Here is a 25,158-nt window from a genome sequence, read left to right on the forward strand (position 1 = left end):
CTTATGCCCTTAATTTCCGAGAATAAAAATCTTATAAATGGTTACAGGGAAGGAAAATTTTTGGTGAATAATAGAGAATATTGCGGCTCAATTATAATTTTTCCTGAAAAGGTGATTAAATTGAAAGAAAGTGATATAAATAGCAAGGGACATTTTAAATCTTTTTTAACAGAGGAAATAGAAATTTTGTTAATAGGTACTGGTAAAACACGCAATATACCAAGTTCTTCAGTGAAGTCCTATCTTATGGAACAAAAAGGTTTAAATTTTGAATTTATGACAACAGGTTCTGCATGCAGAACCCATAACGTTTTAATATCCGAAGATAGATTTGTTGTCAGTTATCTAATAGCCATATAGCATGCTTACCCAGGACTTTTTCATCAATAGTCTAGTTGCAGTAGTTGTAATTAGCCTAGTAACAGGCGCTTTAGGATCGTTTATGATATGGCAAAGGTTATCTTATCTTGGTGATAGTTTGTCCCATTCTTCGTTGCTTGGTGTTGCACTTGCTTTAATCTTTAAGATTAGCCCATCGCTTAGCATAATGCTCATTGCAATTACATTTGCTATACTACTTTCTCTTAATTTTAACAGATTATATTCTGCTGATACGATATTGAACATTGTTACCAATGTAGTTTTATCATCGAGTTTAATACTTATGTCTTTTCTTCCATCTGGCAATAATAGTATTATTAGCTCACTGTTTGGTGATATATTAACGCTCGATCAAAGTGATATAGTATTGATTTTTTTAACCTCTGCAGTAGTTACTTTGATATTAATATTTAGATGGCGTTATTGGTTAATGATTTCAATTAATCAAGATTTAGCAGTAGTTGAAAAAATTAATGTTACCTTTGTTAGACTAGAATTTTTAATCACTCTTGCTATATTTATAGCAATTGCTGCCCAACTAATAGGAATATTACTCATTGCTGCATTTTTGCTAATACCAGCAGCATCTGCAAGGCTCATTTCGAAAACTCCAATGCAGATGATTATTGTTGCAACAGTTTTTTCTGTGATCTCTGGGATATCAGGTCTCATGTTATCTGCAAGTTTTGATTTGTTAACTGGACCTGCAATTATACTTGTTGCAGCGGTATATTTAATTATCGCTTATTTTATAAGGCTAGTATTAAGCAGGTTGGCTTAATTTTGATCTCGAATGTTAATAATTTTGTAATATACTCATTATAAAACATCACTATCTTAGCACAAAATAGTTTTTGCTATACTATTATTTATATGCTAATGATAAGTTGTTAATTTTATGGAGTAAGCAATATGAGCGAAGAAGGATTTTTTTCCAAATATATATCTCAACCTGTGAAAAAATTTTATAATTATATTACAGGAAAAACAGAAGAGTCAGATGATGTAGCAGGTGATGTGCATAATATTGTACAAGGAGACTCAGAGTCTTTGGATACTCATGTACAGTCAAATGAGAATGATATCATATAGATAGCATGAGGGTCACACCATCCAAAGTTAAAAAATTCCTAGAGAAACCTGATGCTTTGCGTGGTGTGTTAATTCATGGAAGTGATAACAGTAGGGTTGATTTTTATGTACAAGAAATAATTGCTAATTTGGGTGAGTATTCAGTTCAGGTGATGGATTTTGCAATAGTGCATAAGTCACCCAGTTTACTGTTTTCTGAATTGGCAAACGTTTCGATGTTTACCAGCAAAAAATTAATTAAGCTGATAAATGTGAGTGGAGGTATATCCAAGGAGTTAAAAAATGTATTGGATTATAACGCAAGTGGTCATTATGTAATGATGGTAGCAAATGATCTTCCATATAATTCTGCGACTAAAAGTTATATGGAGAGTTCAAAAATTTTTGGTGTGATTGCTTGCTATAAGGACAGCAACAGCAATCTTTATGACATTATATCAAGTTACTTAAAACAAAATGATATAAAATGCACAAATGAGATAATCTACCATTTGCAATCTTACTTTAATCATAGCAAGCTGCCTATATGTTCAGAACTTGAGAAGTTAGTTTTATACTTAGGGGAGAGAAAAGACCTAAAACTTACTGATATAGAATTATGCTTTTCAACTTCCGGCAACGACTATGCTACACTTGATGATCTATGCTCTGCCATAGCAAGTAAAGATATGTCGCGTTTCATTAGAATTTCTGATGCATTGATATCGCAAGAAAATTTTTCACCGATAGCACTAATTCGCATTATATCAAATTATTTCCTACGCCTTGAAAACGTTTTGCTGTCAGTGCAAGGTGGAATGAGTGAGCAGGCTGCGATTGATCAGCTAAGCCCTCCATTGTTTTTTAAACAATTGCAGAGTTTTAAATCTCATTTGAAAAGTTTGCAACTTTCAGAACTTAAGAAGATCTTGGAAAAATTGATAAGCTTAGAAGTTACCTGTAAAAAAACTGATTTAGATCATAAAATGATTTTTCAACATGCACTGACGGGTAGCTGACTACTCGGATCCAGCCTTTCTTATAATTTCATCAAAATGTTGTATTTTAACATAAAATAGCTCCTTTTGTGCCTACCAAAATTCATTCTTTAGTGTGTGTCTCACAAGTATTCTTTGCTAATAGGATATTTTCGAATATAATTGAATATAACTAGATAAAAATACAGATATGTTTGACATTTCAAAAATTGTAATAACACCTGAAATGTTAAAATTAGTTGCTGAAATTGATGAATTTAAAGGAGCATGGCAATTGTTTGGTAATTTAGCTCCAGAACGTTTACAAATGCTCAAGAAAATTGCAACAATTGAAAGTATTGGTTCTTCTACTCGTATTGAAGGGGCAAGATTATCAGACCGTGAAGTTGAGCAATTATAGCTCTTTTTACAATAATCCGAACAGACCGTAATATGCTACTGGCCTGCTATAGCCATAAACACATATCTTATCGCATTCGGACTATTATAAGAAAGGCTATACTATCCAAACTTGATACACGCTCATTTCGTTCTCTAGATGAACGAGAAATAGCCGGATATGCGTATGTGTGTGAAGAAGTATTTCAAAACTTTAACAAGATGCCATTTACAGAAAACACTATAAAACAGTTTCACATCTGGCTTTTACAATTTTCATATAAAGATCAAAGGCACATGGGAGAATATAAAAAATTCCCCAATCATGTTGAAGCGTTTGATGAATCTGGAAAAAGCTTGGGCATAGTTTTTGAAACAGCCTCTCCATTTGAGACAGCAACACAAATGCAAGAACTTATTTATTGGACTAGCCAGCAATTAGAGGTGAAATCGTTACACCCTCTATTAATTATTGGCATTTTTATAGTTACTTTTTTAGCTATTCATCCCTTCCAGGATGGAAATGGCAGATTATCACGCATTCTCACAACTTTCTTGTTACTAAAGTTAGGGTATATCTATGTACCTTACAGTTCCCTTGAAAGTAATAAGGAGAGTTATAGCTCTTTTTACAATAATCCGAACAGACCGTAATATGCTACTGGCCTGCTATAGCCATAAACACATATCTTATCGCATTCGGACTATTATAAGAAAGGCTATACTACTTAGCTTTGCGTCGTACTCAACAATCCTTGAAGACGAGCAGCTATGATTTTAATCCATGGCTTATATTCTTTTTAAGGTCACTACAAAAGCAAAAATTTCATCTTGAACAAAAGGTGTCACATGAAAAAGTGTTAAATCTCTATTTACCACCACTTTCTGCTAAAGTATTAGCACTACTCAGCAAACATGGACGTCTTACAATTAAGGATTTGGAAAATATTACTAAAGCAAACTGCAATACCTTAAAGAAGCACGTATCTAATCTCGTAAAGAGTAATCACATCACTCAGCATGGAAAAGGCAAAGCAACCTGGTATGTATAGCCTTTCTTATAATAGTCCGAATGCGATAAGATATGTGTTTATGGCTATAGCAGGCCAGTAGCATATTACGGTCTGTTCGGATTATTGTAAAAAGAGCTATAATATAGAGCTCAATAGGATATGTATTCATTTTGAATTGTTAAATTATTCAGCTATAGAATATAGATCACAGCTGTACAAACATTGTAGTTTGAGCCCACTAGATCCCAGTGCCCTATTCTTGTCATCCCAGTGCCCAGACACTGGGATCCAGAAAAGTTTGCTTGTAAGCAAGCAAATTAGCATAGAAAGTGGTTACAACGTTTTCGATGAGATTGCAGAAAGGCTAGATTCCAGACTGGAATGACATCGTTCACTATGTACCATATTGCAATAGTTGTGGTCAAGGCACTGGGATCTGAAATTGCAGTGTTCGTACAGCTATAGAATATAGATCAGAAGTGACAGAGCTTAAAAAAAGGCCTAACATTCTTAATAAACGTAAAAAGCTTTATGAAAATCAGAGTTGGAGTAATAGGCTGCTTAGGCAGAATGGGCAAAAAAATACTCAATGAATTAATTACAAATACCAAAGTGGAAATAGCAGGTGCTGTTGCCCTTTCAGGCAGTAAGTACATAGATTCAGATATTGGACCAATTATAGCCAATCTAGGAATTAAAGTTACAAGTTCTATTAGTGGCATATTTGAGTCATCTGACGTTGTAATAGATTTTACAACTAAAGAATGTATGTTAGACTGCCTTAAAGCAGCTGTAAAATTTAAAACACCGCTGGTTAGTGGCACAACTGGAATAGAAGGTGTCGATTTGAAAGAATATGCTGCTGAAGTTCCAATATTATGGTCAGCAAATATGAGTGTTGGGGTTAATGTGTTGCTGAAATTGGTAAAAAAAGCTGCTGAGCTTTTAGGTAATGAATATGACGTTGAGATTTGGGAAATGCATCATAACTTAAAAAAGGATTCACCATCTGGAACAGCTATAGAACTTGGCAAAACAATTGCTAACGCTTCAAAAGTGGATTTTCAGTCCAATCAATATTTACATAGTGGTTCAAACATAAGGAAAAAGGGGGGAATAGGTTTTGCAGTATCTCGTGGAGGTGGAGTAATAGGAGATCACAGCGTGATGTTTGTTAATTCTGATGAACGGATAGAACTAAACCACAAAGCAATTGATCGCACAACATTTGCTAGAGGAGCTGTTCAAGCAGCAGTATGGCTATACGAAAATAAAAGAGAAATTCCGGGGCTCTATTCAATGCAGGATGTGATATGAGCAATACACGTGCCTCTGTTAAAGATTTAAATCTCTGGTACGGCTCTAAGCAAGTTTTATTCGATATAAATTTGAATATTTATAAAAGAAAAGTTACTACTTTTATCGGACCATCCGGGTGCGGTAAATCAACATTTTTGCGTTGTTTTAATCGTATGAATGACTATGTAACAGGTTGCAAAACTGTTGGTGAATTAGATATCGATGGGCTGGGTGATATATATTCACGCGATATGGATGTTGTACTACTTAGAGCAAAAGTTGGTATGGTATTTCAAAAGCCAAATCCTTTTCCAAAATCAATATATGATAATGTTGCTTATGGGCCAAAATTGCATGGTATGGCGAAGGATAAGCAAAAATTGAATGAGATGGTGGAAAATAGTTTAACCAAGGTTGGTTTATGGGAAGAATTGAAGGACAGATTGCAAGATAGCGCACTCAATTTATCCGGTGGCCAACAACAGAGGCTATGCATCGCTCGCGCAATTGCAGTGAAGCCAACTATTTTATTAATGGATGAACCGTGCTCTGCTCTTGATCCAATGGCAACCAATGCAATCGAAAATCTTATACAAGAGCTGAAATTAAGATTTACTATAATTATGGTGACTCATTCAATGAAGCAAGCTAAAAAGTTATCTGATAGTGTAATTTTCTTTCATAATGGCAGAATTGTTGAGTCTGGAAGCACTCAAGAAATATTCGAAAATGCTCAATCTCCCTTAACAAAGGAGTATATCCTGGATCATTAAATTTCTGACCTTATCCAGAAAAAGTGGAGAGAAAGAAAAGAGTTTTTTCGGGTAAAATAAAATTTTGGAGGATTAGAAATGGTAAGAGAATATACAGCAGAATTCAAATTGGAAGCTGTTAAACTGGCAAATGAACAAAGAAAGGCAGGTCAAACAATTACAAAAATAGCAAGAGATTTAGGAATAAAGGGTGGTTTATTAGGAAAATGGATAAAGAAACACAACGAAAAAAAGTCGGCAGCAGATGCATTTCCAGGTAGAGGTAACATGGCTCCTTACGACAAAGAGAGGTTTGATTTACAAAGCAAGAGTAACAAGGGAAAGAGACATTTAAAAAAAAGCCCTGGCCAGTCAAAAAGAGTAAAATATTTTTTTATATAGTAACTGCTATAAAGTACAGGAATTATGTAGGATTTTCTGCTAGTGGCTACTATAAGTGGACCACAAGAAAAATAAGCAGTAGAGAATCAGCAAATAAAGAGCTACTCGAAGCTATTCAAAAAATATATCAAGTTTCTAAATGTAGATATGGAGCTCCTAAAATTCATGCTGAATTGAAGGCTTTGGGTAAAAGTTGCAATTTGAAAACGGTGCAAAGTATTATGCAGAAAAATGACATCAGGGCTATACTGAGAAGAAAGTTTAAAATTAAAAAACAACAAACAGATAATAGAGCTGTAGCTCCCAATATATTAGACCAAAACTTTATTGTTGATCAACCAAATAAAGTATGGGATTACTTACATCAAAACCAAGGAGGGATGGCTATATTTGGCAGCAATAATTCTCACGTATGGTAGTTAATGAGTAGTGCAATAAATAAACAATTGGTTATGAACTCTTTATTAATGGCCATTAATAGGCGTAAACCTGTTAAAAATCTACTGCTGCACAGTGACCAAGGTTCATAATATTAGCCTTTCTTATAATAGTCCGAATGCGATAAGATATGTGTTTATGGCTATAGCAGGCCAGTAGCATATTACGGTCTGTTCGGATTATTGTAAAAAGAGCTATATACTGCGCAAGGGTATCAATATCTCTTAGCTGTAAAGAATATAGATGAGTAATAAAGGCTGTTGTTACGACAATTCTGTTGCAGAAAGCTTCTTTAGCTAATTGAAAAGAGAAATACTTATTGATACTTCACAACACTCTGCTCAACACACTAGAACTGCAATATTTGAATACATAGAAATTTTTTATAACAAACAACGTCACTATTATAGCCTTTCTTATAATAGTCCGAATGCGATAAGATATGTGTTTATGGCTATAGCAGGCCAGTAGCATATTACGGTCTGTTCGGATTATTGTAAAAAGAGCTATATACTGCGCAAGGGTATCAATATCTCTTAGCTGTAAAGAATATAGATGAGTAATAAAGGCTGTTGTTACGACAATTCTGTTGCAGAAAGCTTCTTTAGCTAATTGAAAAGAGAAATACTTATTGATACTTCACAACACTCTGCTCAACACACTAGAACTGCAATATTTGAATACATAGAAATTTTTTATAACAAACAACGTCACTATTATAGCCTTTCTTATAATAGTCCGAATGCGATAAGATATGTGTTTATGGCTATAGCAGGCCAGTAGCATATTACGGTCTGTTCGGATTATTGTAAAAAGAGCTATAACTATTGCATTCCAGAACAATTTGATGCATCATTCTTTTTGTAAAAAACATTCCACACTTTCTCTCCACTTTCTCCGGGTAAGGTCACTTTTCCACTGATCATATTTAATCGCCATAACTTTACTCCTACTTTAACAATATTTTAATTATCATATATTATGGCAAGAAAGTCAACCCTACCTAATTTTGCTTAGTGAGCACACTAACTATGAAACAATCTATATTACCATCAAAAACAGAATTTATATTGCCCACTTCATGTCCAGTTCTTAAATCCTTCACCATTTGATATGGATGCATAACGTACGATCTGATCTGATTGCCCCAGCCTATATCGCATTTTTTACCATACTCTTCAGCCATTTTCTGTTCTTTTTTTTCCAGTTCAATTTGGTATAAACGTCCTTTAAGTAATTTTAACGCCTCATCTTTATTTCTATGTTGAGAACGACCATTTTGGCATTGAACTACAACACCAGTTGGAATATGCGTAATGCGTACTGCACTTTCAGTCTTGTTCACATGCTGACCGCCTGCTCCGGAAGCACGATAGGTGTCGATCTTTAGATCCTTTTCATCCACAGCAATATCAATTGAATCTTCTATCACTGGAGTTACTCCTACACTTGCAAAACTGGTATGACGTTTACCATTTGCATCAAACGGCGATATTCTAACCAGCCTGTGAATTCCACTTTCACTTTTTGCCCACCCATAAGCTTTTTCTCCAACGATTTTTATCATTGCAGACTTTATACCAACTGACTCTCCTTCTAATTTTTCTACAACTTCAACTTTAAAGTTGTGATAAATTTCTGCCCACCTTATATACATGCGCATCAGCATTTCAGCCCAATCATTGCTCTCGGTTCCGCCAGCTCCTGAGTGGATTTCTAAAAAGCAGTTATTATTATCTGCTTCACCAGTAAATAAGGACTCTGTTTCTTTATACTTGATTAATTTCTCTAGCTTAGCTAATTCATTTTCAACTTCAGAGAAAAATTCTTCATCATTTTCATCAATAGCAGACTTCATTAAGCTGATGGCATTGTTGTAATCGCTTTCCAGCTTTAAAAACGACTCTACGTCATTCTTAATTTTAGAACGTTCTTTTAAAACTTCTTGTGCTTTTTGGTTATCTTGCCATAGGTCATCATTCGACGCTTGGGAGTCAAGCTCTTCAAGGCGCAACTTTAATTTTTCTATGTCAAAGACACCTCCTGATAAGAGAAATACTTTTATTTAAGCTTTGAAAGTGTTCAAGAATTTCTGGATAAGTTTTCATTATACTTTAGATTTTAATATATTTACTATCAATAACAATAACAATAAACAAAATAGAAATTTAACCATATGATAGTTAATTTAAATAATTTCATTATACTTTAATGTTTAAGGAAATCAAGCGCGTATATTTATTAAAAAACAAGGTAAAGTAATGAATATTGAAATAAGTTCCCATTATGGTTTAGACAAAAAGGCTATTGATGACTTAATAGAGTCACTTGATAACGAGGAGCTAGAGAATGTTCGTAATATTGTAAAAACGATAGACAGTGTTCAGTTAGCTTATTTTTTATCTACTTCGATCAGTGATCACAGGGAGAAATTAGTTAATATCCTCGATCAACATTTGTTAAGTGATGCCCTAGTGCATGTAGTGCCAGATTTACAAATAGAGATCATAGAAACATTGGGAATAGAAAATACAGCAAAGTTACTAATGCTCCTTGATGTAGAAGATATAGTAACCATAGTGAAAGATTTAGATAGAAAGTCTGTAGAAAATATACTTTACTATTTGCCCAGCAAAACTCAGAAATCGGTAGAGGAGTTGCTATCATATCCAGAAGAAAGTGCAGGAAGGTTAATACATAAAGATATGGTTATAGCTCCATATTATTGGACAATAAATCAACTGACAGAATTTGTGTGCAACTATAAAAAAATACCAGAAAAATTTCACCAGATATTCATTATCAACTCAAAATTAGAGCCTATAGGCAGTGTTAATTTAAATAAGGTAATATCTCACTCAGGAGACACAATAATAAAAGAGATAATGGATCATGACATAAAAATCATTAAAACTGGAATAGACCAAGAGGAAGTAGCAAGAATATTTAAAGATTACTCTCTATTATCGGCTCCGGTAGTAAATAAGAATGGTAAAATTATTGGTGTGATCTTAATTGAAGATGTGATAAAAGTTGTTCAACAAGAAACAGAAGAGGATGTACTCAAAATAAGCGGTGTATCTTCTAAAGCCGATATAAATGCCCCTATACATAAAACTATAATTAAAAGGCTACCTTGGTTACTGTTTAACCTCTTAGCTGCAACAATGTGTTCCATAGTAGTTGGCTTTTTTGATGATGTAATAAAAAGTTTTATAGTGCTGCCAATAATCATGCCGATAATTGCATCAATGAGCGGAAATGCAGGATCCCAAACAGTAACGCTAACCATCCGGGCAATCGCAACAAAATATCTAACTGAGCAAAATGCAAAAAGAATACTGATGAAAGAATTTTTAATAGGTCTTATAAACGGGGTGATCTTATCTACTATTTCATTAGTAGTGTTAGCAATAAGGTTTCACAACTTCAAAGTGGAGATGATTTTTGTGGTCTCCATGATTATGATGTCAATTATTGCAACGTTCATCGGAACTTTCATTCCTATAATGCTTCACCGTTTAAAGTCTGACCCTGCCGTTTCTTCTTCAATCCTAACATCGGCAACAACTGATATTCTCTCAGCTTTTATATTTCTTGGTTTAGCTACGATCTTTTTATTAAATAGCTAATACTATCTATAGCTATACCGCCGCGAACCGTCATGCCGCGATTCATTCGCGGTATCTCTTAGCATAGATCCCGCTAACAAGTAGCGGGATGACGAGAAAGGGGCTACTTGGATGACATTCTTCCTGGTGTGCCCAAATCACAATGTTCGTACATCTGTGGATTTATTCGCGGTATAGATTCCGCTAACGAGTAGCGGAATGACGGTTTTTCAAATTGTCGTAAGTCAGTTTAGCTATAATATCAAATTTCACAACTTCACCAACTATTTCTTTCTATTATAGCTCTTTTTACAATAATCCGAACAGACCGTAATATGCTACTGGCCTGCTATAGCCATAAACACATATCTTATCGCATTCGGACTATTATAAGAAAGTCTATAAATAAGAATAAATTGCCTATACAAAAATAGATTGGCAATATTTCAAGTCTGCCAAGCAGCATTAAAAACGATAGAAATAATTTTACTTCATTACTGAAAGAAGAATAGTTACCTGAAGGGCCTATTAAGTTGCTGAACCCTGGACCAGAGTTTGTAAGCGTTGCAGAGACTGAGCTGACGCTAGTTATAAAGTCCGCATTGCTTAAGTAAGACATCACTATTGATGAAATGGTAAACGTTAACATGAAAATCGCAAAAAATATAAAGACGGAGTGAACTTCATCATTCTCCAGGGTTTTTCCATTGAATTTTACTTTATTACCTGCGCCTGGGTTTAATAAAAGGCGAAAGTGATTTTCTATAGACCTTAGAAAAATGATCAAACGAAAGATTTTGATTCCACCACTTGAAGAACCACTACATCCACCAACAAAGGTTAGAAAAAAAGCTAAGACTGAAATGAAACTCCAATCTATATGATTACAGATTGCATAACCAGTTGACGTAATCAAGGAAGTGATGGTAAATGTGCTGCATCTAAATGATAATGACACTCCTAAATCAACATTTTTATACAACCAAAAACAAGCAAATAAAGATGAGATAGTAGCTATCTTAACAAAGTAAGAGACCTGTTCATCATAGCAAATGTCTAACCGTCTTATGATTTTTAAATAGCTAAGAAAAGGCAGAGAACCCAAAATCATAAAAACGATCGTTATGGCTTCTAGTATGGGATTATTATAGTGCCCTATAGAATCATTATAGTTAGCAAATCCACCAGTTGATACAGCAGACATTCCGTGACATATTGCATCAAATAGTGGCATACCAGCTAGATAATAGGAAAATATACATAACAAAATTAAGCCATAATATATTGCCGTAACATGAATTACTACGCTTCGTGTGTTCGGCAACTTCCTTTTGGTAGCATCTGAATATTCAGAATAAAGTAAATTATTTAGGCTGAGAACCTTAAACATAGGAAAAACTGCAATTCCTAAAGTGATTACACCAAAACCCCCCATGCCATGTAGCATTGCTCTCCATAGCAGTATTCCTGGAGATTGTTTTTCAATATCATTAAATATAGTTGCTCCTGTGGTTGTGATGCCAGATATCGTTTCAAACAATGCATCAACATAGCTCAGATTATCAAAATAGAAAGGAATAGCTGCAAACAGAGACAAGGCAATCCAGGTGCAACTAGTAATCGCAAAAATTGCTGGCATTCCATGCAATCTACTTAATTTACCGAGTAAAATAAAAATTGCGCCAGATGTGCAGGTAATTATGAATCCAGCGAGGAAATTTTTCCATTTGTAGCTGAGACATTTATTAGTAATAGCAGGAATAAGCATTGCTAAGCTAAACAGCAATAGGAATATTCCCACAATAAATACAATTGAACGCAAATTTTGTAAACGTTGATGATTTTTCATAGAATTACTTCCTCGCTATACAAAGCCATAAAAGCTACTCTAACGTCAAGCACTTTGTTGGCCTTTATTAACAGTTATTAACAGTATACTTGATTTATAGCCTTTCTTATAATAGTCCGAATGCGATAAGATATGTGTTTATGGCTATAGCAGGCCAGTAGCATATTACGGTCTGTTCGGATTATTGTAAAAAGAGCTATACTTGTAAATATGTGTGATAATTAAATTTTTATTAGAGGTAAGATATGGTTGAATTAACTAATGCACAAGAAGAAATTCTAGATTCATTAAGACAGGCAGTCTGGAATGGCAATTTTCAAGAAGTCCAGAACGTACTCGACAATAATAAACATAATGATATACAAGCAGTTTTGAGCCACGAGGGGACTTTGACTAGTGACAAAGGTACCATTTTAAAGGATCTTTATTCCAATGCTCCTATAGTAACTAACACTACTACACCAACTACTGGCAACAAAACCCCAGAAAAGAACGAAACAACCTTCTGGAGTGAACACAAAGGGAAAATTGCTCTAGGCGTTGTTGGACTATGCGTAGTTGGTGCTATTGCAGCCTATGTGCTGGCATATCCTGTAGTTGCATTAGTTTTAGAAGTTTCAGCATTGGCTGTACTAGCTTATATTGGAGGAGTTTGTGAGAAATCAGAAAGTCCAAATACGAAAAGTTTGAACCCGGTTGTTTCTGGGTGTTGCAACAACGCAGAACTGCTTAATCAGTAATCCATTGTCATCCCAGCTCGCCGCGCTGGGTCTGACTACGCTAGAACAAAGAATATAAAAGAAACGTTGCCGTCACGTTATATCATAAACTTTTACTGAAGCTTTCTTTATATCTTCACTTGAAAGTGGGATCAGACCAAGCCTAGATAGATATCCATCTTCAATGCCGATCGAATCTATAATTTCTTTTACGAATTCTCTTAATCCATCAACAGTATTCAAGTGTTCCCTCTTTATGTAAAGGTATAGAGGTCTTGCTAATATATATTTTCCCGATGATATATTTTCGTAAGTTGGCTCAATTCCTGCAATTGTGCTCCCTTGTATTTTATCTTGATTCCTCATTAAAAAGCTGAAACTAAATATCCCTAAGGCGTTTTTGTTGCTTTTCAATTTTTGTATTATTATATTTTCATTAATTCCAACTTCTATATACCTTCCGTCATCCCTTATATTACCACATGCTTGCTTTCTTTCTTCCTGATCTTTATAATTCTCTTTGAAAATTCTCGAGTTCATGCATGAATATTGATCAAGCATAATAGAATTAACCAAAGTTTCGTATGTGCCTGTATTTTGATGTGGACCATAAATTTCAATTTCTGTTTTTGGTAAGGCTTGATTTACATCAGACCAAAACTTCTTATTATTTTTTACTAATTTATCATTTTCTTGAGAATATGCAGATAAAGTTTCAAATAAGTCCTTCTTTGTGAAATCAAATCTATGGCTTTGATTTGAATTTGCAATGACAATTCCATCATAGCCAATGATGATCTCTATCACTTCATTAATTTTATTTCTTTTACATAGTTCTCTTTCTACTTCCTTCATAGGGCGAGATGAAGTGGTGATGTCTGGCGTGTCTTCCCCTATTCCTGAGCAAAACATTTTGAACCCTGATCCACTTCCTATTGATTCCACAACTGGAGTCTTAAAAGGGAATACACGATTGAACTCCTCGGCTATAAACGAGATAAAAGGAAAAACAGTTGAAGATCCAACAATTCTGATGTATTTCCTGGCATCAGCATTTGACAGCGGCGTGAATAATACGAATACAAAAATCAGGAGAAAGTTTCTAAGCATTATTTTTAGTTAAGAACATAAATCTAATTATTGTAACAAAACATCAAACTGAAAAGCTTTAATTGCATGACGAAAGCTACAGTTTACATTTAAATTTTATCTTATATTATTGTAACTATTACACAACTTTAAGGGGCAATTATGGCAGTTATGCCAGATAAATGGATAAGAGAAAAAGCTGAAAATTTTGGAATGATAGAACCTTTTGTGAACCACAAAAGCAGCAAAGGTGTTATATCTTTCGGACTATCATCTTATGGTTACGATGCAAGAGTGGATAATAAATTTAAAATTTTTACTAATGTTAATTCAGCTATCGTGGACCCTAAAAATTTCTCTGAGAATAGTTTTATAGATAAAGAAACAGATGTATGTATAATTCCACCAAATAGTTTCGTACTTGCAAGCACAGTGGAATATTTTCGTATACCAAGGAATGTACTGGTCATTTGTGTTGGTAAATCAACTTACGCAAGATGTGGAATTATAGTAAACGTTACTCCCTTAGAACCTGGATGGGAAGGTCATGTCACACTCGAATTCTCAAACACCACTCCGCTTCCTGCGAAAATTTACGCTAATGAAGGCGCATGCCAATTCGTATTTTTAAGCGGCGAAAGTGAATGCGAGAAATCATATGATGATATGAAAGGAAAATATATGAATCAGCATGGTATCACTTTGCCACTGGTGAAGTGATTACTACTTTCGTTGTGAGCTACCAAGCTGCTCTATAGACAATATTCCACTATCACCAGATAGCAAAGTTCGCGCTGATTCACTTTGCTTAAGATGTTTAATTGCTTGCTTTTTGTCAGTTCCAGTGTACATACTGGAGCCAAGTTGGAAATCTATTCCATTTTCAACAATGTTACATGAAAACCCCATAGCAGTAGCGAAACCTTCTTGTTTATTAGTAGCATTTCCGGTAACAACACCACAAGCAGTGAAGTTACGATCATTTCCAACTGTTCGCATCATCATTCCACCATCTCGTATACCATCATTATTTATATTCTTTACTATAACAGTCTGGTCTACAAATCGCGTATTACCCACTTCTCGAGATATTACTTCTACAGTCGGTTGATTATGTAGTTGACCATTACTTACTAACGCTTGATTATGTGCTGAATGGTGTTGTTCTGAATTACTTTGACTATTACTCCCTAGTTCATTTTGCTCGTGCTCTTCATTGTTTTGATGTTGGTCAGTTCCTAACATGCTAGCTTCTTCTTCAACACGCTTATTGTATTCTTCACTTTTATTTACTGGTTGACCTTGACTGTTTTCTATGTCTTTTTGACTAAACATGTCTTTATTAATGTAATAAAAAATAAGACCAGGTATCAGTGAAATTATTAGATTTAATACAATGCACGGAATTAAAACCACGGTAGCAGCTATATAGATTAGAGAGCTAACTATAAACTTTATTACTTTAGATAATTTAGAATCATCTTTTTGAACATTAACAGCATTCAAAAAAAGCATAGTTAAGCTAAGAGATAATGCTGTTATAGCAGTAGGCACGATGATTGGAACAAGTAAAAAAGCATTGATTAATTTTTTTCCAGAACTAGTTGGTTTAGTGCTATTATTCAGTGATGCAAGATAGTTTTGACCAACATTAGTAATCCATTTTGTACCAGACAAGACTCTTTTACTATTCTCTTCCGACATTTCAAATTTCATTTTTACCACCATTTTGATAATACTAAATTGTACTAAGAATTGATATTGTAAAGTCAACATAAATTTTTCACTTCCGCACTTTTTCATTGTTGCTTACAATAACTATAGCTACACCATGTGCTTTTCTTAATTAAAAACTTCAATTATTCATCGTAAGTTGTTGAATTTCTTGTCATAGTATCTGTCATCCCAGTGCCTTGACTACTTGGATCCAGCTTTCTATGTGACCTCATCAAAAATGTTTATTTTTCAGCCATTTTTATACTTATCAACTCAGTGTGCTTGCTTACAATTAAAATTCCTAGATCCCAGTGTCGGAGCACTGGGATGACAAGGTTATAGGTGTCATCCAAGTAGCGTGACACTTGGATCTTCTCTCAACAATTTCAAAAAAATCTATCAAAAGGAGGATTACTATGTCTACAATAATTTTATCATCAATTTTTGGTCAAGCAGGCAGCATTTTTGGGCCAATTGGCCGGATTATCGGCTCAGAACTTGGTGCTCTTCTTGGTGCACAGCTAGATGGGGCAATGTTCGGCCTTGAAGCCGAGCAAAAAGTAACGCATGGGGCAAGGCTAAAAAATCTGCAAGTTCAAACCTCAATCTACGGCAGAACGATCCCAATTATCTATGGCACTGCTCGTGTTGCAGGGAATATTATTTGGGCACAGCCAATAAAAGAAGAGGCGATAACCACCAAAAGTAAAATTGGAAGAGGTATGAACGTTACATATAATTACTATGCAACGCTTGCAATTGCGATCTGCAAGGGGAAAGTAGAAAAATTAAACAGAATCTGGGCAGATACAACATCACTTAGCTTTGATGAAATAGATTATACTTTTTACAGCGGCAGAGAAGACCAAAATCCTGATCCATTTATGTCATCAATTGAAGGAGAGGGGAATGTGCCGGCTTATAGGGGAATATCTTACATAGTCATCAAGAATTTTCCTTTAGCAGACTATAATAATCATGTTCCGGTATTTACGTTTGAAGTGCAAACTGCAGTAAAGTCAAATGAATTTTCAGTAGCAAAAAATATTCGGAATATCAATATCATACCAGGTTCAGGTGAGTTTGTATATGATACAAAAATACAGAAGAAAATCGCGCAAGAGAAAATAAGCAGCAACCAATATATCCCATATGGGCTGGCGCAAAGGGTAAATCACAACAACCACACTAAAAAGAGCGATGCAATGCTTTCTTTGGATCAATTAAAAGAAGATTTGCCAAATGTTGAGTTGGTGTCGGTGGTAGTCAATTGGTTTGTGAATAATCTGAACATTAAAGATTGTAAAATATACCCTGCAGTTGAATTTCAAGATGATTCCGCAATATTACCTGATGATTGGCAAGTAGGTGGTGTAACCAGAGATAATGCTCAGCTAATTTCAAAAGATGCGAGTGGAAACCCAAGATATGTTGGCACAGTTAGTGATTCAGCGCTAATAAGATATATAGAAGAGCTACACAGCAGAGGCTACAAGGTGATGCTCTATCCAATGCCCTTACTTGATACAAAGAACAAAGAGTGGCGAGGAAGATTGAGTGGGGCTCCTGAAGATATAAGTGATTTTTTTAAGAATCAGTACAACAAATTTATAGAGCATTGTGCAAGCATTGCCAAACAAACTAAAGTGGAAGGGTTTATCATCGGTTCTGAACTTGTGCGGCTTACCAAAATGAGAGATGAACAAGGTAATTACCCTGCCGTTATAGAGCTAGTTAAGCTTGCAAAGCGAATAAAACTTCAGCTTGGAAAAGAAGTAACGGTAACTTACGCTGCGGATTGGAGCGAATACCATTCATATGATGGTTGGTATAATATGGATGAGCTTTGGTCTTCAGAGTACGTCGACGTTATTGGCATAGATGCTTATTTTCCACTGACTGATGGTCCAGAGCCTCCTTTTGGCTATTCTGCGGAAGATGTAATGGGTGGTTGGAGCAGTGGAGTGGGGTATGATTATTTCTATGATTACTCAAAAAGTGAGCCTGAAAAAGTAAAGTATAACGACAGCAGGTATGCGTGGAAAAATATAGAGAAATGGTGGAGTGAAACTCACATAAATCCAGGTGGTAGCAAAACAAAATGGCAACCAAAAATGAAAAAATATGGTTTACTGAATATGGATTTCCCAGTATGAACGGCTGCACTAATGAACCAAATGTGTTTGTTGACAAAGGCAGCATAGAGAGCAAATATCCACGATATTCAAACGGAGAGGTGAGCTTTCTTTCGCAAAAAATTGCAATTGAAGGAACGTTAAAAAAGTGGCAAAGCTCGCAAATGGTAGAAAAAATGTTTCTCTGGGCGTGGGATGCAAGGCCATTTCCTTACTTTCCCAATTTATGTGATATGTGGACTGACTGCCATAATTGGCAGACAGGACATTGGATTCAGGGAAAGCTTTCACAGCTTAATATTTCCGATGTTTATCGGATCTATAGCTCTTTTTACAATAATCCGAACAGACCGTAATATGCTACTGGCCTGCTATATCCATAAACACATATCTTATCGCATTCGGACTATTATAAGAAAGGCTATAAAATGCTGCAAAGTTGCTATTTTTTTGATGTGGTTGAACAGGACTCTAAACTGAAATTTGTCCAAAAGGGCAGGGGAGTTACAACTGTAATGCCAATTGGTGAAACGGTTTTCAGTAACAATTCAAAACTTGCTAATATCAGTCAATTAGATTTAAACAATAAAGTTAACGTCGTTTATTTTAATCGCAATTTTGGCTATCCAATTGATGTTAAATATGCTGAGTTGCCAAAGCAAGGCGCTGCTATAACAGTTGAAATACCGCTCATTATGGAGGAGGGAGAGGCGCAAAATATAGCTGAGGTTTTACTTTATTCTTCGTGGCAAGAGAGAAATATATACAATTTCAAGCTGCCGATAAGATATGCGTGGCTTGCGCCAAGTGATGTAATGACGATTTTAGACGGTGAGAAAAAGCATACGGTGAGAATTATAAAAACGAAATTTGAAAGCATGTCCATTCAAGTAAGTGGTGTTGGTTATGACAGCTCCATATATAAGCTTTCTTTTCCTTCAACAAGGTCACTTATGCTGAAGGAATACCCTCCCTCTCACATTAGCAAAACCATCGTAGAAATGATAGATTTACCGGATGTTAAAGGTAATAGTGCAAGCTTTACTTTAGTTAGTGAGGAAAAGAATTGGAAGGGAGCAACACTCTTTATTTCGTACAACGATAAGGATTATAAGCCTATTGCAAGCACAAACAAGCAGTCTACTTACGGATATGTAATGGAATCTACCGACGAGGGGCTTATAGTAGTGTTACGTTTTGGAAACATAACTTCAATTGCGGACTCAAATTCAGCATTAATCGGAAAAGAGATAGTGAAATTCCATAGTGCTGAACTAATAGATAAAAATAAATATAAGCTTAGCAACCTAATCAGAGGACAAGAAGATACTAAAGAATATGATCATGCCACAGGTGAAAAATTTGTTCTACTTGATGATTCAATAATATCTTTCGAAGTGCAAAGGGGAAAAAAGTTTTACCTAAAAGCAGTGACTTACGGTGACTCGCTGGAAAATACGGAAGTGAAAGTGATAAATTCATTTAGTAATTGAAATTTAATAAAGTAAGTGCTAGAATTAATATACAGGTATTAATGGTAGAGATATAACATGTCAAAGGAAATGGTCAATGAGTTGAAAGCTGAAGTGAAGAAGCTCAAATATGCTGATTTCAAAGCTAACACTTGGGACGAAGTAATTTCTGGTGAGGGAACATGTAAGGATCTTAATAGAACACACGGCCTTGCTATTAACGGACAAAAAATAACTAACGAATTTATTAACAATCTGTATTCAAACCATAAAAATCTAATTCTACGGGATGAAAACGGAAAAGGGAATTATCGTCCATTTCTCAGACAAATTTTTACAGAAATGTTTAAACACGTTGGTGCAACAATTCCCAATAACTCTATTATTGAGGAGTTAATAAATAACTATTATCAGGGCGGATATACTCATTTTCTTCCTAATGATATGAATCAAGCTCTTGGATCTTTTCATTTGTCAACGCAAGGCAACTGTATGACAAGAGAGTATATTATGGATTGTCGTGAACCCAATTGTATAAAGCTTAGTTTTAGCATGAAATATACAAAAATGCTTAACTATGATGATTGTACATATATCGAAACACCAGGTTTTTGCAGTTCAGCGGAGTTTAAACTGAAATGTGAAGATAAAAATGTAACATATGAAGATGGTAAAGTACTTCTTACCATTCCTAAAGAGCTAAAAAACTACAAAGTAAGTGGTAAGAATTTGTTTGATGTTATTGTTGAATATTTTCAGAAGATTTGCGAAAAATTGGGCTTTAAATTTGAGACAAAAGTGGAACATAGCCTTGGTGAACCACTAAAGGTAGTAAGTGAGGCAAATGCATCTTCTGTTGAAGACTTAAAGCTTAAAGTGAATAATCAAAGATAAGGTATTGAAATTCAGGCTTTTCATGATTTTAGCTTAAGATTTCAGTGTCCGCTACTCGAATGACATCGTTTACTATGTAACATTGTACTTATACTAATGAAAAAAATACATTATAATTAAGTATATTTAATCCAGTAAATCATTAAGTGAAAACAGCTCTTTCGCAAAATATCATCTCTCTTATTATGATATTGTCTGTAGCAATTGTCGATATGGCAACTGACCTATACTCAGTTGCACTACCAAGCATTGCCAATTATTTTAAAGTAGAAGGCAGTGTAGTGCAGCTTACAATTAGCTTGAATCTAGTTGGATTTGCGGTATCTGGCTTAATTTATGGTCCATTATCGGACCATTATGGTAGGCGTCCAATGATGCTGATTGGTATGACAATTTTTACTTTGGCAAGTGTCATGTGTTATATAGCCGACAGTATTGCACTCTTGATACTAATTCGCTTCATACAAGGAACAGGGGCTGGTGTTGCAGGTGTTGTTGGGTATGCAGCAATAAGGGATATGTACTCGGGTAGTGAATACTCGAGAGTAATTTCAAAATTAAATATGGTTGTGGCACTCTCACCTGGAATAGCTCCAGTGGTGGGCAGTTATATAATTTCACATGGGTATAGTTGGAAATTTTTGTTTTTTATTATATCACTTGCAGCAATTGCTATACTTATTTTTATATACTTTAAGTTACAAGAAACACTCACTGTAAATAAAAATGAAACCAGTATAACTACTAATATCTTCAAGCAATATATATCAATATTTAGAAATTATCGTTTCCTTGGGTTTTCAGCCATTCATGGATTAACTTTCATGTGGCTTTGGGCATACATTGCTAACTACCCGTTCATATTTGAATCGATGGGCATTGAAGTACAGTATTTTGGCTACCTCATATCGATCATAGTCATATTTTACATAATTGGAACTTTAATTAATAGAAGGTATGTACCAAAAGTAGGGGTTAGCAAAATGCTAATAATAGGTTTGGTGTTACCGATAATATCCGATAGTTTATTGGTATATTTTTATTTCGCGGACAAGTTGAATATATTAATTCTTCAAGTCGCCTGGATTCCAGCCAATATCGGACTTGCATTAATAATAAGCAATAACGTAACTTCTGCTTTAGAAACGATCAAAGGTATAGGGCTTGGTAGTGCAGTTCTCTCATTCTGCAATATGATGTTTGGGGCTATTGGAATATATATAGTAGGAAAATTTTTTCGCTATGGTATTTTACCAAATTTACTATTAACAATAGCATGCTCTACAATTGCAATTCTTATGTACAGCCAGCTCAAATGTACTGAAAAACACAAGGAATAACCATTATTTGCGTGATCCAGAGCTCATGGATTATTAATGACTTTATCATGATAATATAATTTTACAGGGGGTGAGAGCTCATAGATTATTAACGACTTTATCATAACAATATAGTTTTACAGGAGGTATGGGATGAGTGATTTACAAAGTATAAATAATGATTGGTTTTCTGCTGTTATAAAAGGTATAGCTCTTTTTACAATAATCCGAACAGACCGTAATATGCTACTGGCCTGCTATAGCCATAAACACATATCTTATCGCATTCGGACTATTATAAGAAAGGCTATAACCTATTGAAAATCTTGTTTTTTTTTGCAATCAATCTGATCAAATTTAAGAATAGTAATTTATTATTTACATTAATAAATTTAATTCTATTGAAAATAGCTAAAGCATTGAAATTCTTGAATTTTAGCCGGATTAGTGAGTGGTAGTGAAATTTCTTTTACTCAAATTTAGGTATTCACTGACCGTTCTTGTTATAAATACCAGAATAATAAGCTACTGATATTCTCCATCTTTTTTATCTTTAATCCATCATAGCTAGCGATGCAACAAAGCCCACTGGGATCCAGAAAAATTGATTGTAAACAAGCATACTATACAACATTTTCGATCAAAAGCTGGATTCCAGTGTCAAGCACTGGAATGACATCATCTTGGATAACGTCACGCGCTGGAATGACAAAGAAGAGTGGGCTTTCATATGGTTATGCAAGAAGTCTACTGAATGTAAACCAGTTTCTCACACACACATTTTACCACATGATCGGCACTGATATTGAAATGCTCATAAAGTGTTTTATAAGGTGCTGATTCTCCAAAGCTTTTCATGCCAATAAATATACCGTTTGAACCTATGTATTTATGCCAACCCATTTCACTTCCAGCTTCAATTGCAACTTTGATGCTGTCATTATTTAATATCGCCGCTTTATATTCATCACTTTGCTCATCAAAAAGCCTCCAGCATGGCATAGAAACAACCCTTGTACCTATGCCTTTTTCCTGCAATTTCTCCCTTGCTTCAACTGCAATTTCAACCTCGGACCCCGTAGCAAATATTGTCACTTTTAATTCTTTTGAACATTCACACAAAATATATGCACCAAACTTCGATAGATTAGCAGATTGATCGATATCAGAATGCATGTAACTTACGTTTTGCCTTGAGAGCGCAAACAGTGCTGGAGATTCTTTCTTTTCGAGTGCAATGCTAACACACTCCAGAGTTTCAACTGCATCGGCTGGCCTAAAAACATATAGATTTGGTATAGCACGCAAAGAAGCTAAATGCTCTATTGGCTGATGAGTTGGGCCATCTTCTCCCACTCCAATTGAGTCGTGAGTCATGACATACATAACCTGCTGCTTCATCAGAGCTGAAAGACGTATAGCAGGACGACAATAGTCGGAAAATACCAAAAAAGTGCCGCCATAAGGAAGAATCGCGCCGTGAAGTGCCATACCATTCATACATGCTGCCATAGCGTGCTCTCTCACTCCATAGTGGACATAAGAGCCACTATAATTATTGCTATTTATTACCTGCATGTGCTTATATTTAGTGCAATTTGACCCAGTAAGATCAGCAGAACCGCCGATTAATTCCGGCATAGACTCAGTTAAAAGTTCCATTACTCTGCCGAAAGAAGATCGAGTAGCTTCGTTTGGCATTAGCTCACATATTTGTTTCTTCAGGTCAGCTAAAACACCAGCGATATTATCTGGTAGATGTTTATCTAACCGTCTTTGAAGTTCTGCATGATACCCTGTCATCCCAGTACTCTCTCTTGTCATCCCAGTGCTTGACACTGGGATCCATTCTTTTTCTTCTTTCCTGGTCACGCGCTGGAATGACATCGTGTAGTTTTGTTTTGCTCTCTCAACAGTTTTCTTCCAGGCATTTTTCACATCTTCTGGTACATGGAATGGTTCATAATTCCAGTTTAATTTCTCTCTCATCTGTTTTATGTCTTCCTCCGAAAAAGCACCACTGTGAGCAGAGGATGTGCCAGCACGGCTTGAAAATTTTCCGATAATAGTTTTGCAGCAGATCATTGTAGGTTTATCAGACTTTTTTGCTTGCTCTATTGCAAGGGATATGGCATCAAAATCATGGCCATCAATTTTGTCAACATTCCATCCATACGCTAAGAAGCGTTTCTCTACATCGTCAGAACAGGAAAGGCAAGTAGCGCCATCTATAGAAATATCATTATCATCAAAAAGAGCTATAAGCTTATTCAATTTAAGATGCCCAGCAAGTGATGCTGCTTCATGGCTTATTCCTTCCATAAGACAGCCATCCCCTAGCATCACGTAAGTGTAGTGATTGATTCTGAATTGCTTTTTAAGGATTGATTCAGCAAGTGCCATTCCAACAGCAGCGGCAAACCCCTGACCGAGCGGGCCTGTTGTTGCCTCTACCCCGGAAGTCAAGCCGAACTCTGGATGACCTGGGGTCTGGGATCCCATTTGTCTGAAGTTTTTTAGCTCATCTATGCTAATATAACCTGTCAAATATAATATTGAGTATAGTAACATTGACCCATGACCGTTTGATAAAACAAAGCGATCTCTATTGAACCATTTAGAATCATCAGGATTATGATTCAGATATTTAGCAAACAAAACAGTTGCAACATCTGCCATGCCAAGTGGCATACCTGGGTGTCCAGAGTTTGCTTTTTGTACTGCATCAATTGATAAAAAACGGATGGCGTTTGCCATAGATTTTAAATGTGAATGATTCATGTGTTAATAGAAAAACTTAAAAATGAAGTATAAAAGATTATATCAGCAAAAACAAGTTGACACTGAGTGCTAAAATCCTTAATAATCTAAAGTTAAATCGTGAGAGTTTTTATATGACAACTGTTATCACTAGAAAGTATAGTATTAGCCGTAGACTTGGTGTAAATTTATGGGGTAGAGCTAAAGACCCAGTAAACAAAAGGAAATACCCTCCAGGTCAACATGGTATTCTTGGATTCAAGAAGTTATCCGACTTTGGTAAGCAGTTTGCTGCGCATAAGAAATTTAAGTTTTACTATGCGATTTCAAGTAAGCAGCTCAGACGTACATTTTTAGATGCTTATAACAGAAAGGGTTATACGGCTGATAATTTTATCGGTATCTTAGAATCGAGATTAAGTTCTGTTTTATACCACTCTGGTCTTGTTCCAACAATTTACTCAGCAAAGCAGCTCATATCTCACAAGCACGTTACAGTTAATGATAAGGTGGTTAACATATCGAGTTATCGAGTGAAGCCAGGTGATATAATAAAAATAAGAGAAAGGGCAGCAAAAATCCCTGTAGTAGTAGAGGCTGAACAAAAACAGGAGCGCAAGGCTCCGGATTATTTAGAAGCAGATAGTAAAGAGCATTCAGTGAAATATTTGAGGTCGCCTCAATATTCTGAGGTTCCTTATTCAGCAGACATGGAAGTCAATTTAGTAGTAGAGTTTTACTCTAGATAGATAAAAAAAGCCCGTGTGGCGGAATCGGTAGACGCAGCGGACTTAAAATCCGTGGGTTTTGCGACCTTGGGAGTTCAAGTCTCCCCATGGGCACCAATTTAACTTAGCAGATA

Annotated in this window: 25 protein-coding genes, 1 tRNA gene and 4 pseudogenes; 24 read left to right on the forward strand and 6 right to left on the reverse strand. The window is 35.3% G+C overall.

Annotated features, from left to right (window positions below):
* The first annotated feature begins 3 nt into the window (after window positions 1-3).
* From OPR46_RS03380 to OPR46_RS03410, 7 genes are all read left to right on the forward strand, one after another.
* Window positions 4-360 carry an Mth938-like domain-containing protein gene (locus tag OPR46_RS03380; protein WP_265042719.1) on the forward strand — a complete coding sequence of 119 codons (357 nt, stop codon included), beginning with the start codon at window positions 4-6 and terminating at the stop codon, window positions 358-360.
* 1 nt (window position 361) lies between these two features.
* On the forward strand, window positions 362-1,162 hold the full coding sequence (locus OPR46_RS03385) for a metal ABC transporter permease (RefSeq protein ID WP_010962536.1): 801 nt from the start codon (window positions 362-364) through the stop codon (window positions 1,160-1,162).
* Window positions 1,163-1,293: 131 nt separating this feature from the next.
* Entirely contained in the window at window positions 1,294-1,473 is a 180-nt protein-coding gene (locus tag OPR46_RS03390; protein ID WP_265042720.1) for a hypothetical protein, read from the forward strand.
* Window positions 1,474-1,478: 5 nt separating this feature from the next.
* Window positions 1,479-2,471, forward strand: a complete 993-nt coding sequence (gene holA / locus OPR46_RS03395; RefSeq protein ID WP_265042721.1) for a DNA polymerase III subunit delta — start codon at window positions 1,479-1,481, stop codon at window positions 2,469-2,471.
* A gap of 169 nt (window positions 2,472-2,640) precedes the next feature.
* Window positions 2,641-2,850: a hypothetical protein gene (locus tag OPR46_RS03400; protein WP_265042723.1), complete on the forward strand. Its 210-nt coding sequence runs from the start codon at window positions 2,641-2,643 to the stop codon at window positions 2,848-2,850.
* A gap of 32 nt (window positions 2,851-2,882) precedes the next feature.
* On the forward strand, window positions 2,883-3,482 hold the full coding sequence (locus tag OPR46_RS03405; protein ID WP_265042725.1) for a Fic family protein: 600 nt from the start codon (window positions 2,883-2,885) through the stop codon (window positions 3,480-3,482).
* Entirely contained in the window at window positions 3,427-3,603 is a 177-nt protein-coding gene (locus OPR46_RS03410) for a hypothetical protein (protein ID WP_265042728.1), read from the forward strand. Before OPR46_RS03405 ends, OPR46_RS03410 begins: the two co-directional genes overlap by 56 nt.
* Before the next feature lie 236 nt (window positions 3,604-3,839).
* Here the strand turns inward: OPR46_RS03410 and OPR46_RS03415 are convergent, their stop codons facing one another.
* Entirely contained in the window at window positions 3,840-4,010 is a 171-nt protein-coding gene (locus OPR46_RS03415; RefSeq protein WP_265042730.1) for a hypothetical protein, read from the reverse strand.
* 60 nt (window positions 4,011-4,070) lie between these two features.
* On the opposite strand from OPR46_RS03415, the gene OPR46_RS03420 reads away from it, so the two are divergent.
* The 6 genes and pseudogenes from OPR46_RS03420 to OPR46_RS06995 all read left to right on the forward strand — a co-directional run.
* Complete coding sequence (locus OPR46_RS03420) at window positions 4,071-4,226, forward strand: hypothetical protein (protein ID WP_265042731.1); 156 nt, start codon at window positions 4,071-4,073, stop codon at window positions 4,224-4,226.
* A gap of 146 nt (window positions 4,227-4,372) precedes the next feature.
* Entirely contained in the window at window positions 4,373-5,158 is a 786-nt protein-coding gene (gene dapB / locus OPR46_RS03425) for a 4-hydroxy-tetrahydrodipicolinate reductase (RefSeq protein WP_265042733.1), read from the forward strand.
* Entirely contained in the window at window positions 5,155-5,913 is a 759-nt protein-coding gene (gene pstB / locus OPR46_RS03430; RefSeq protein ID WP_265042735.1) for a phosphate ABC transporter ATP-binding protein PstB, read from the forward strand. The genes dapB and pstB overlap by 4 nt, the downstream gene beginning before the upstream one ends.
* Window positions 5,914-5,991: 78 nt before the next feature.
* A pseudogene (locus OPR46_RS06985) lies at window positions 5,992-6,821 on the forward strand (IS3 family transposase); the annotation flags it as partial.
* A gap of 103 nt (window positions 6,822-6,924) precedes the next feature.
* Window positions 6,925-7,203: pseudogene (locus OPR46_RS06990) on the forward strand (IS3 family transposase); the annotation flags it as partial.
* Window positions 7,204-7,241: 38 nt separating this feature from the next.
* Window positions 7,242-7,515 (forward strand): annotated as a pseudogene (locus tag OPR46_RS06995) (IS3 family transposase); the annotation flags it as partial.
* Between the two features lie 220 nt (window positions 7,516-7,735).
* On the opposite strand, the gene prfB reads toward OPR46_RS06995, so the two are convergent.
* A protein-coding gene (prfB, locus tag OPR46_RS03455; protein WP_264954064.1) for a peptide chain release factor 2 occupies window positions 7,736-8,840 on the reverse strand; the annotation gives its coding sequence in 2 pieces (ribosomal slippage) (window positions 7,736-8,764 and window positions 8,766-8,840; 1,104 coding nt in all).
* Window positions 8,841-8,993: 153 nt separating this feature from the next.
* Between prfB and mgtE the strand changes: the two genes are divergently transcribed.
* The gene (mgtE, locus tag OPR46_RS03460) at window positions 8,994-10,364 is read left to right on the forward strand and encodes a magnesium transporter (RefSeq protein ID WP_006280192.1); all 1,371 of its coding nucleotides are present in this window, start codon (window positions 8,994-8,996) and stop codon (window positions 10,362-10,364) included.
* A gap of 349 nt (window positions 10,365-10,713) precedes the next feature.
* On the opposite strand, the gene OPR46_RS03465 is transcribed toward mgtE, so the two are convergent.
* A complete protein-coding gene (locus tag OPR46_RS03465) occupies window positions 10,714-12,192 on the reverse strand; it encodes a TrkH family potassium uptake protein (RefSeq protein ID WP_265042739.1) in 1,479 nt (492 codons plus the stop codon).
* 245 nt (window positions 12,193-12,437) lie between these two features.
* Between OPR46_RS03465 and OPR46_RS03470 the strand changes: the two genes are divergently transcribed.
* Complete coding sequence (locus OPR46_RS03470; RefSeq protein WP_265042740.1) at window positions 12,438-12,932, forward strand: hypothetical protein; 495 nt, start codon at window positions 12,438-12,440, stop codon at window positions 12,930-12,932.
* A 72-nt stretch (window positions 12,933-13,004) separates the two neighbouring features.
* On the opposite strand, the gene OPR46_RS03475 is transcribed toward OPR46_RS03470, so the two are convergent.
* Entirely contained in the window at window positions 13,005-14,021 is a 1,017-nt protein-coding gene (locus OPR46_RS03475) for a substrate-binding domain-containing protein (protein WP_265042741.1), read from the reverse strand.
* A gap of 141 nt (window positions 14,022-14,162) precedes the next feature.
* Here OPR46_RS03475 and dcd point away from each other — a divergent pair, with 141 nt between their 5' ends.
* Window positions 14,163-14,720, forward strand: a complete 558-nt coding sequence (gene dcd, locus OPR46_RS03480) for a dCTP deaminase (protein WP_006280485.1) — start codon at window positions 14,163-14,165, stop codon at window positions 14,718-14,720.
* Window positions 14,721-14,723: 3 nt separating this feature from the next.
* Here dcd and OPR46_RS03485 read toward each other — a convergent pair whose 3' ends face one another.
* The gene (locus tag OPR46_RS03485; RefSeq protein ID WP_265042744.1) at window positions 14,724-15,716 is read right to left on the reverse strand and encodes a hypothetical protein; all 993 of its coding nucleotides are present in this window, start codon (window positions 15,714-15,716) and stop codon (window positions 14,724-14,726) included.
* 1,205 nt (window positions 15,717-16,921) lie between these two features.
* On the opposite strand from OPR46_RS03485, the pseudogene OPR46_RS06715 reads away from it, so the two are divergent.
* From OPR46_RS06715 to OPR46_RS03515, 6 genes and pseudogenes are all read left to right on the forward strand, one after another.
* A pseudogene (locus OPR46_RS06715) lies at window positions 16,922-18,207 on the forward strand (baseplate megatron protein TIM-barrel domain-containing protein).
* Window positions 18,158-18,331 carry a hypothetical protein gene (locus tag OPR46_RS03495; RefSeq protein WP_265042747.1) on the forward strand — a complete coding sequence of 58 codons (174 nt, stop codon included), beginning with the start codon at window positions 18,158-18,160 and terminating at the stop codon, window positions 18,329-18,331. The pseudogene OPR46_RS06715 and the gene OPR46_RS03495 overlap by 50 nt, the downstream one beginning before the upstream one ends.
* Window positions 18,280-19,344, forward strand: a complete 1,065-nt coding sequence (locus OPR46_RS03500; protein ID WP_265042748.1) for a phage tail protein — start codon at window positions 18,280-18,282, stop codon at window positions 19,342-19,344. The genes OPR46_RS03495 and OPR46_RS03500 overlap by 52 nt, the downstream gene beginning before the upstream one ends.
* A gap of 57 nt (window positions 19,345-19,401) precedes the next feature.
* Window positions 19,402-20,217 (forward strand): hypothetical protein, encoded by an 816-nt coding sequence (locus tag OPR46_RS03505; protein WP_265042750.1) that lies wholly within the window; start codon window positions 19,402-19,404, stop codon window positions 20,215-20,217.
* Window positions 20,218-20,363: 146 nt separating this feature from the next.
* Complete coding sequence (locus OPR46_RS03510) at window positions 20,364-21,557, forward strand: multidrug effflux MFS transporter (protein WP_458694300.1); 1,194 nt, start codon at window positions 20,364-20,366, stop codon at window positions 21,555-21,557.
* A gap of 132 nt (window positions 21,558-21,689) precedes the next feature.
* Complete coding sequence (locus OPR46_RS03515; protein ID WP_265042752.1) at window positions 21,690-21,857, forward strand: hypothetical protein; 168 nt, start codon at window positions 21,690-21,692, stop codon at window positions 21,855-21,857.
* A gap of 426 nt (window positions 21,858-22,283) precedes the next feature.
* On the opposite strand, the gene tkt is transcribed toward OPR46_RS03515, so the two are convergent.
* On the reverse strand, window positions 22,284-24,317 hold the full coding sequence (gene tkt, locus OPR46_RS03520) for a transketolase (RefSeq protein ID WP_265042755.1): 2,034 nt from the start codon (window positions 24,315-24,317) through the stop codon (window positions 22,284-22,286).
* A 113-nt stretch (window positions 24,318-24,430) separates the two neighbouring features.
* On the opposite strand from tkt, the gene rpsD reads away from it, so the two are divergent.
* On the forward strand, window positions 24,431-25,045 hold the full coding sequence (rpsD, locus tag OPR46_RS03525; RefSeq protein WP_265042756.1) for a 30S ribosomal protein S4: 615 nt from the start codon (window positions 24,431-24,433) through the stop codon (window positions 25,043-25,045).
* Between the two features lie 9 nt (window positions 25,046-25,054).
* Window positions 25,055-25,141: transfer RNA gene (locus OPR46_RS03530), tRNA-Leu, on the forward strand.
* Window positions 25,142-25,158 lie beyond the last annotated feature (17 nt).

This window comes from Wolbachia endosymbiont (group A) of Scambus nigricans (genome assembly GCF_947251485.1).
Classification (GTDB): domain Bacteria; phylum Pseudomonadota; class Alphaproteobacteria; order Rickettsiales; family Anaplasmataceae; genus Wolbachia; species Wolbachia pipientis.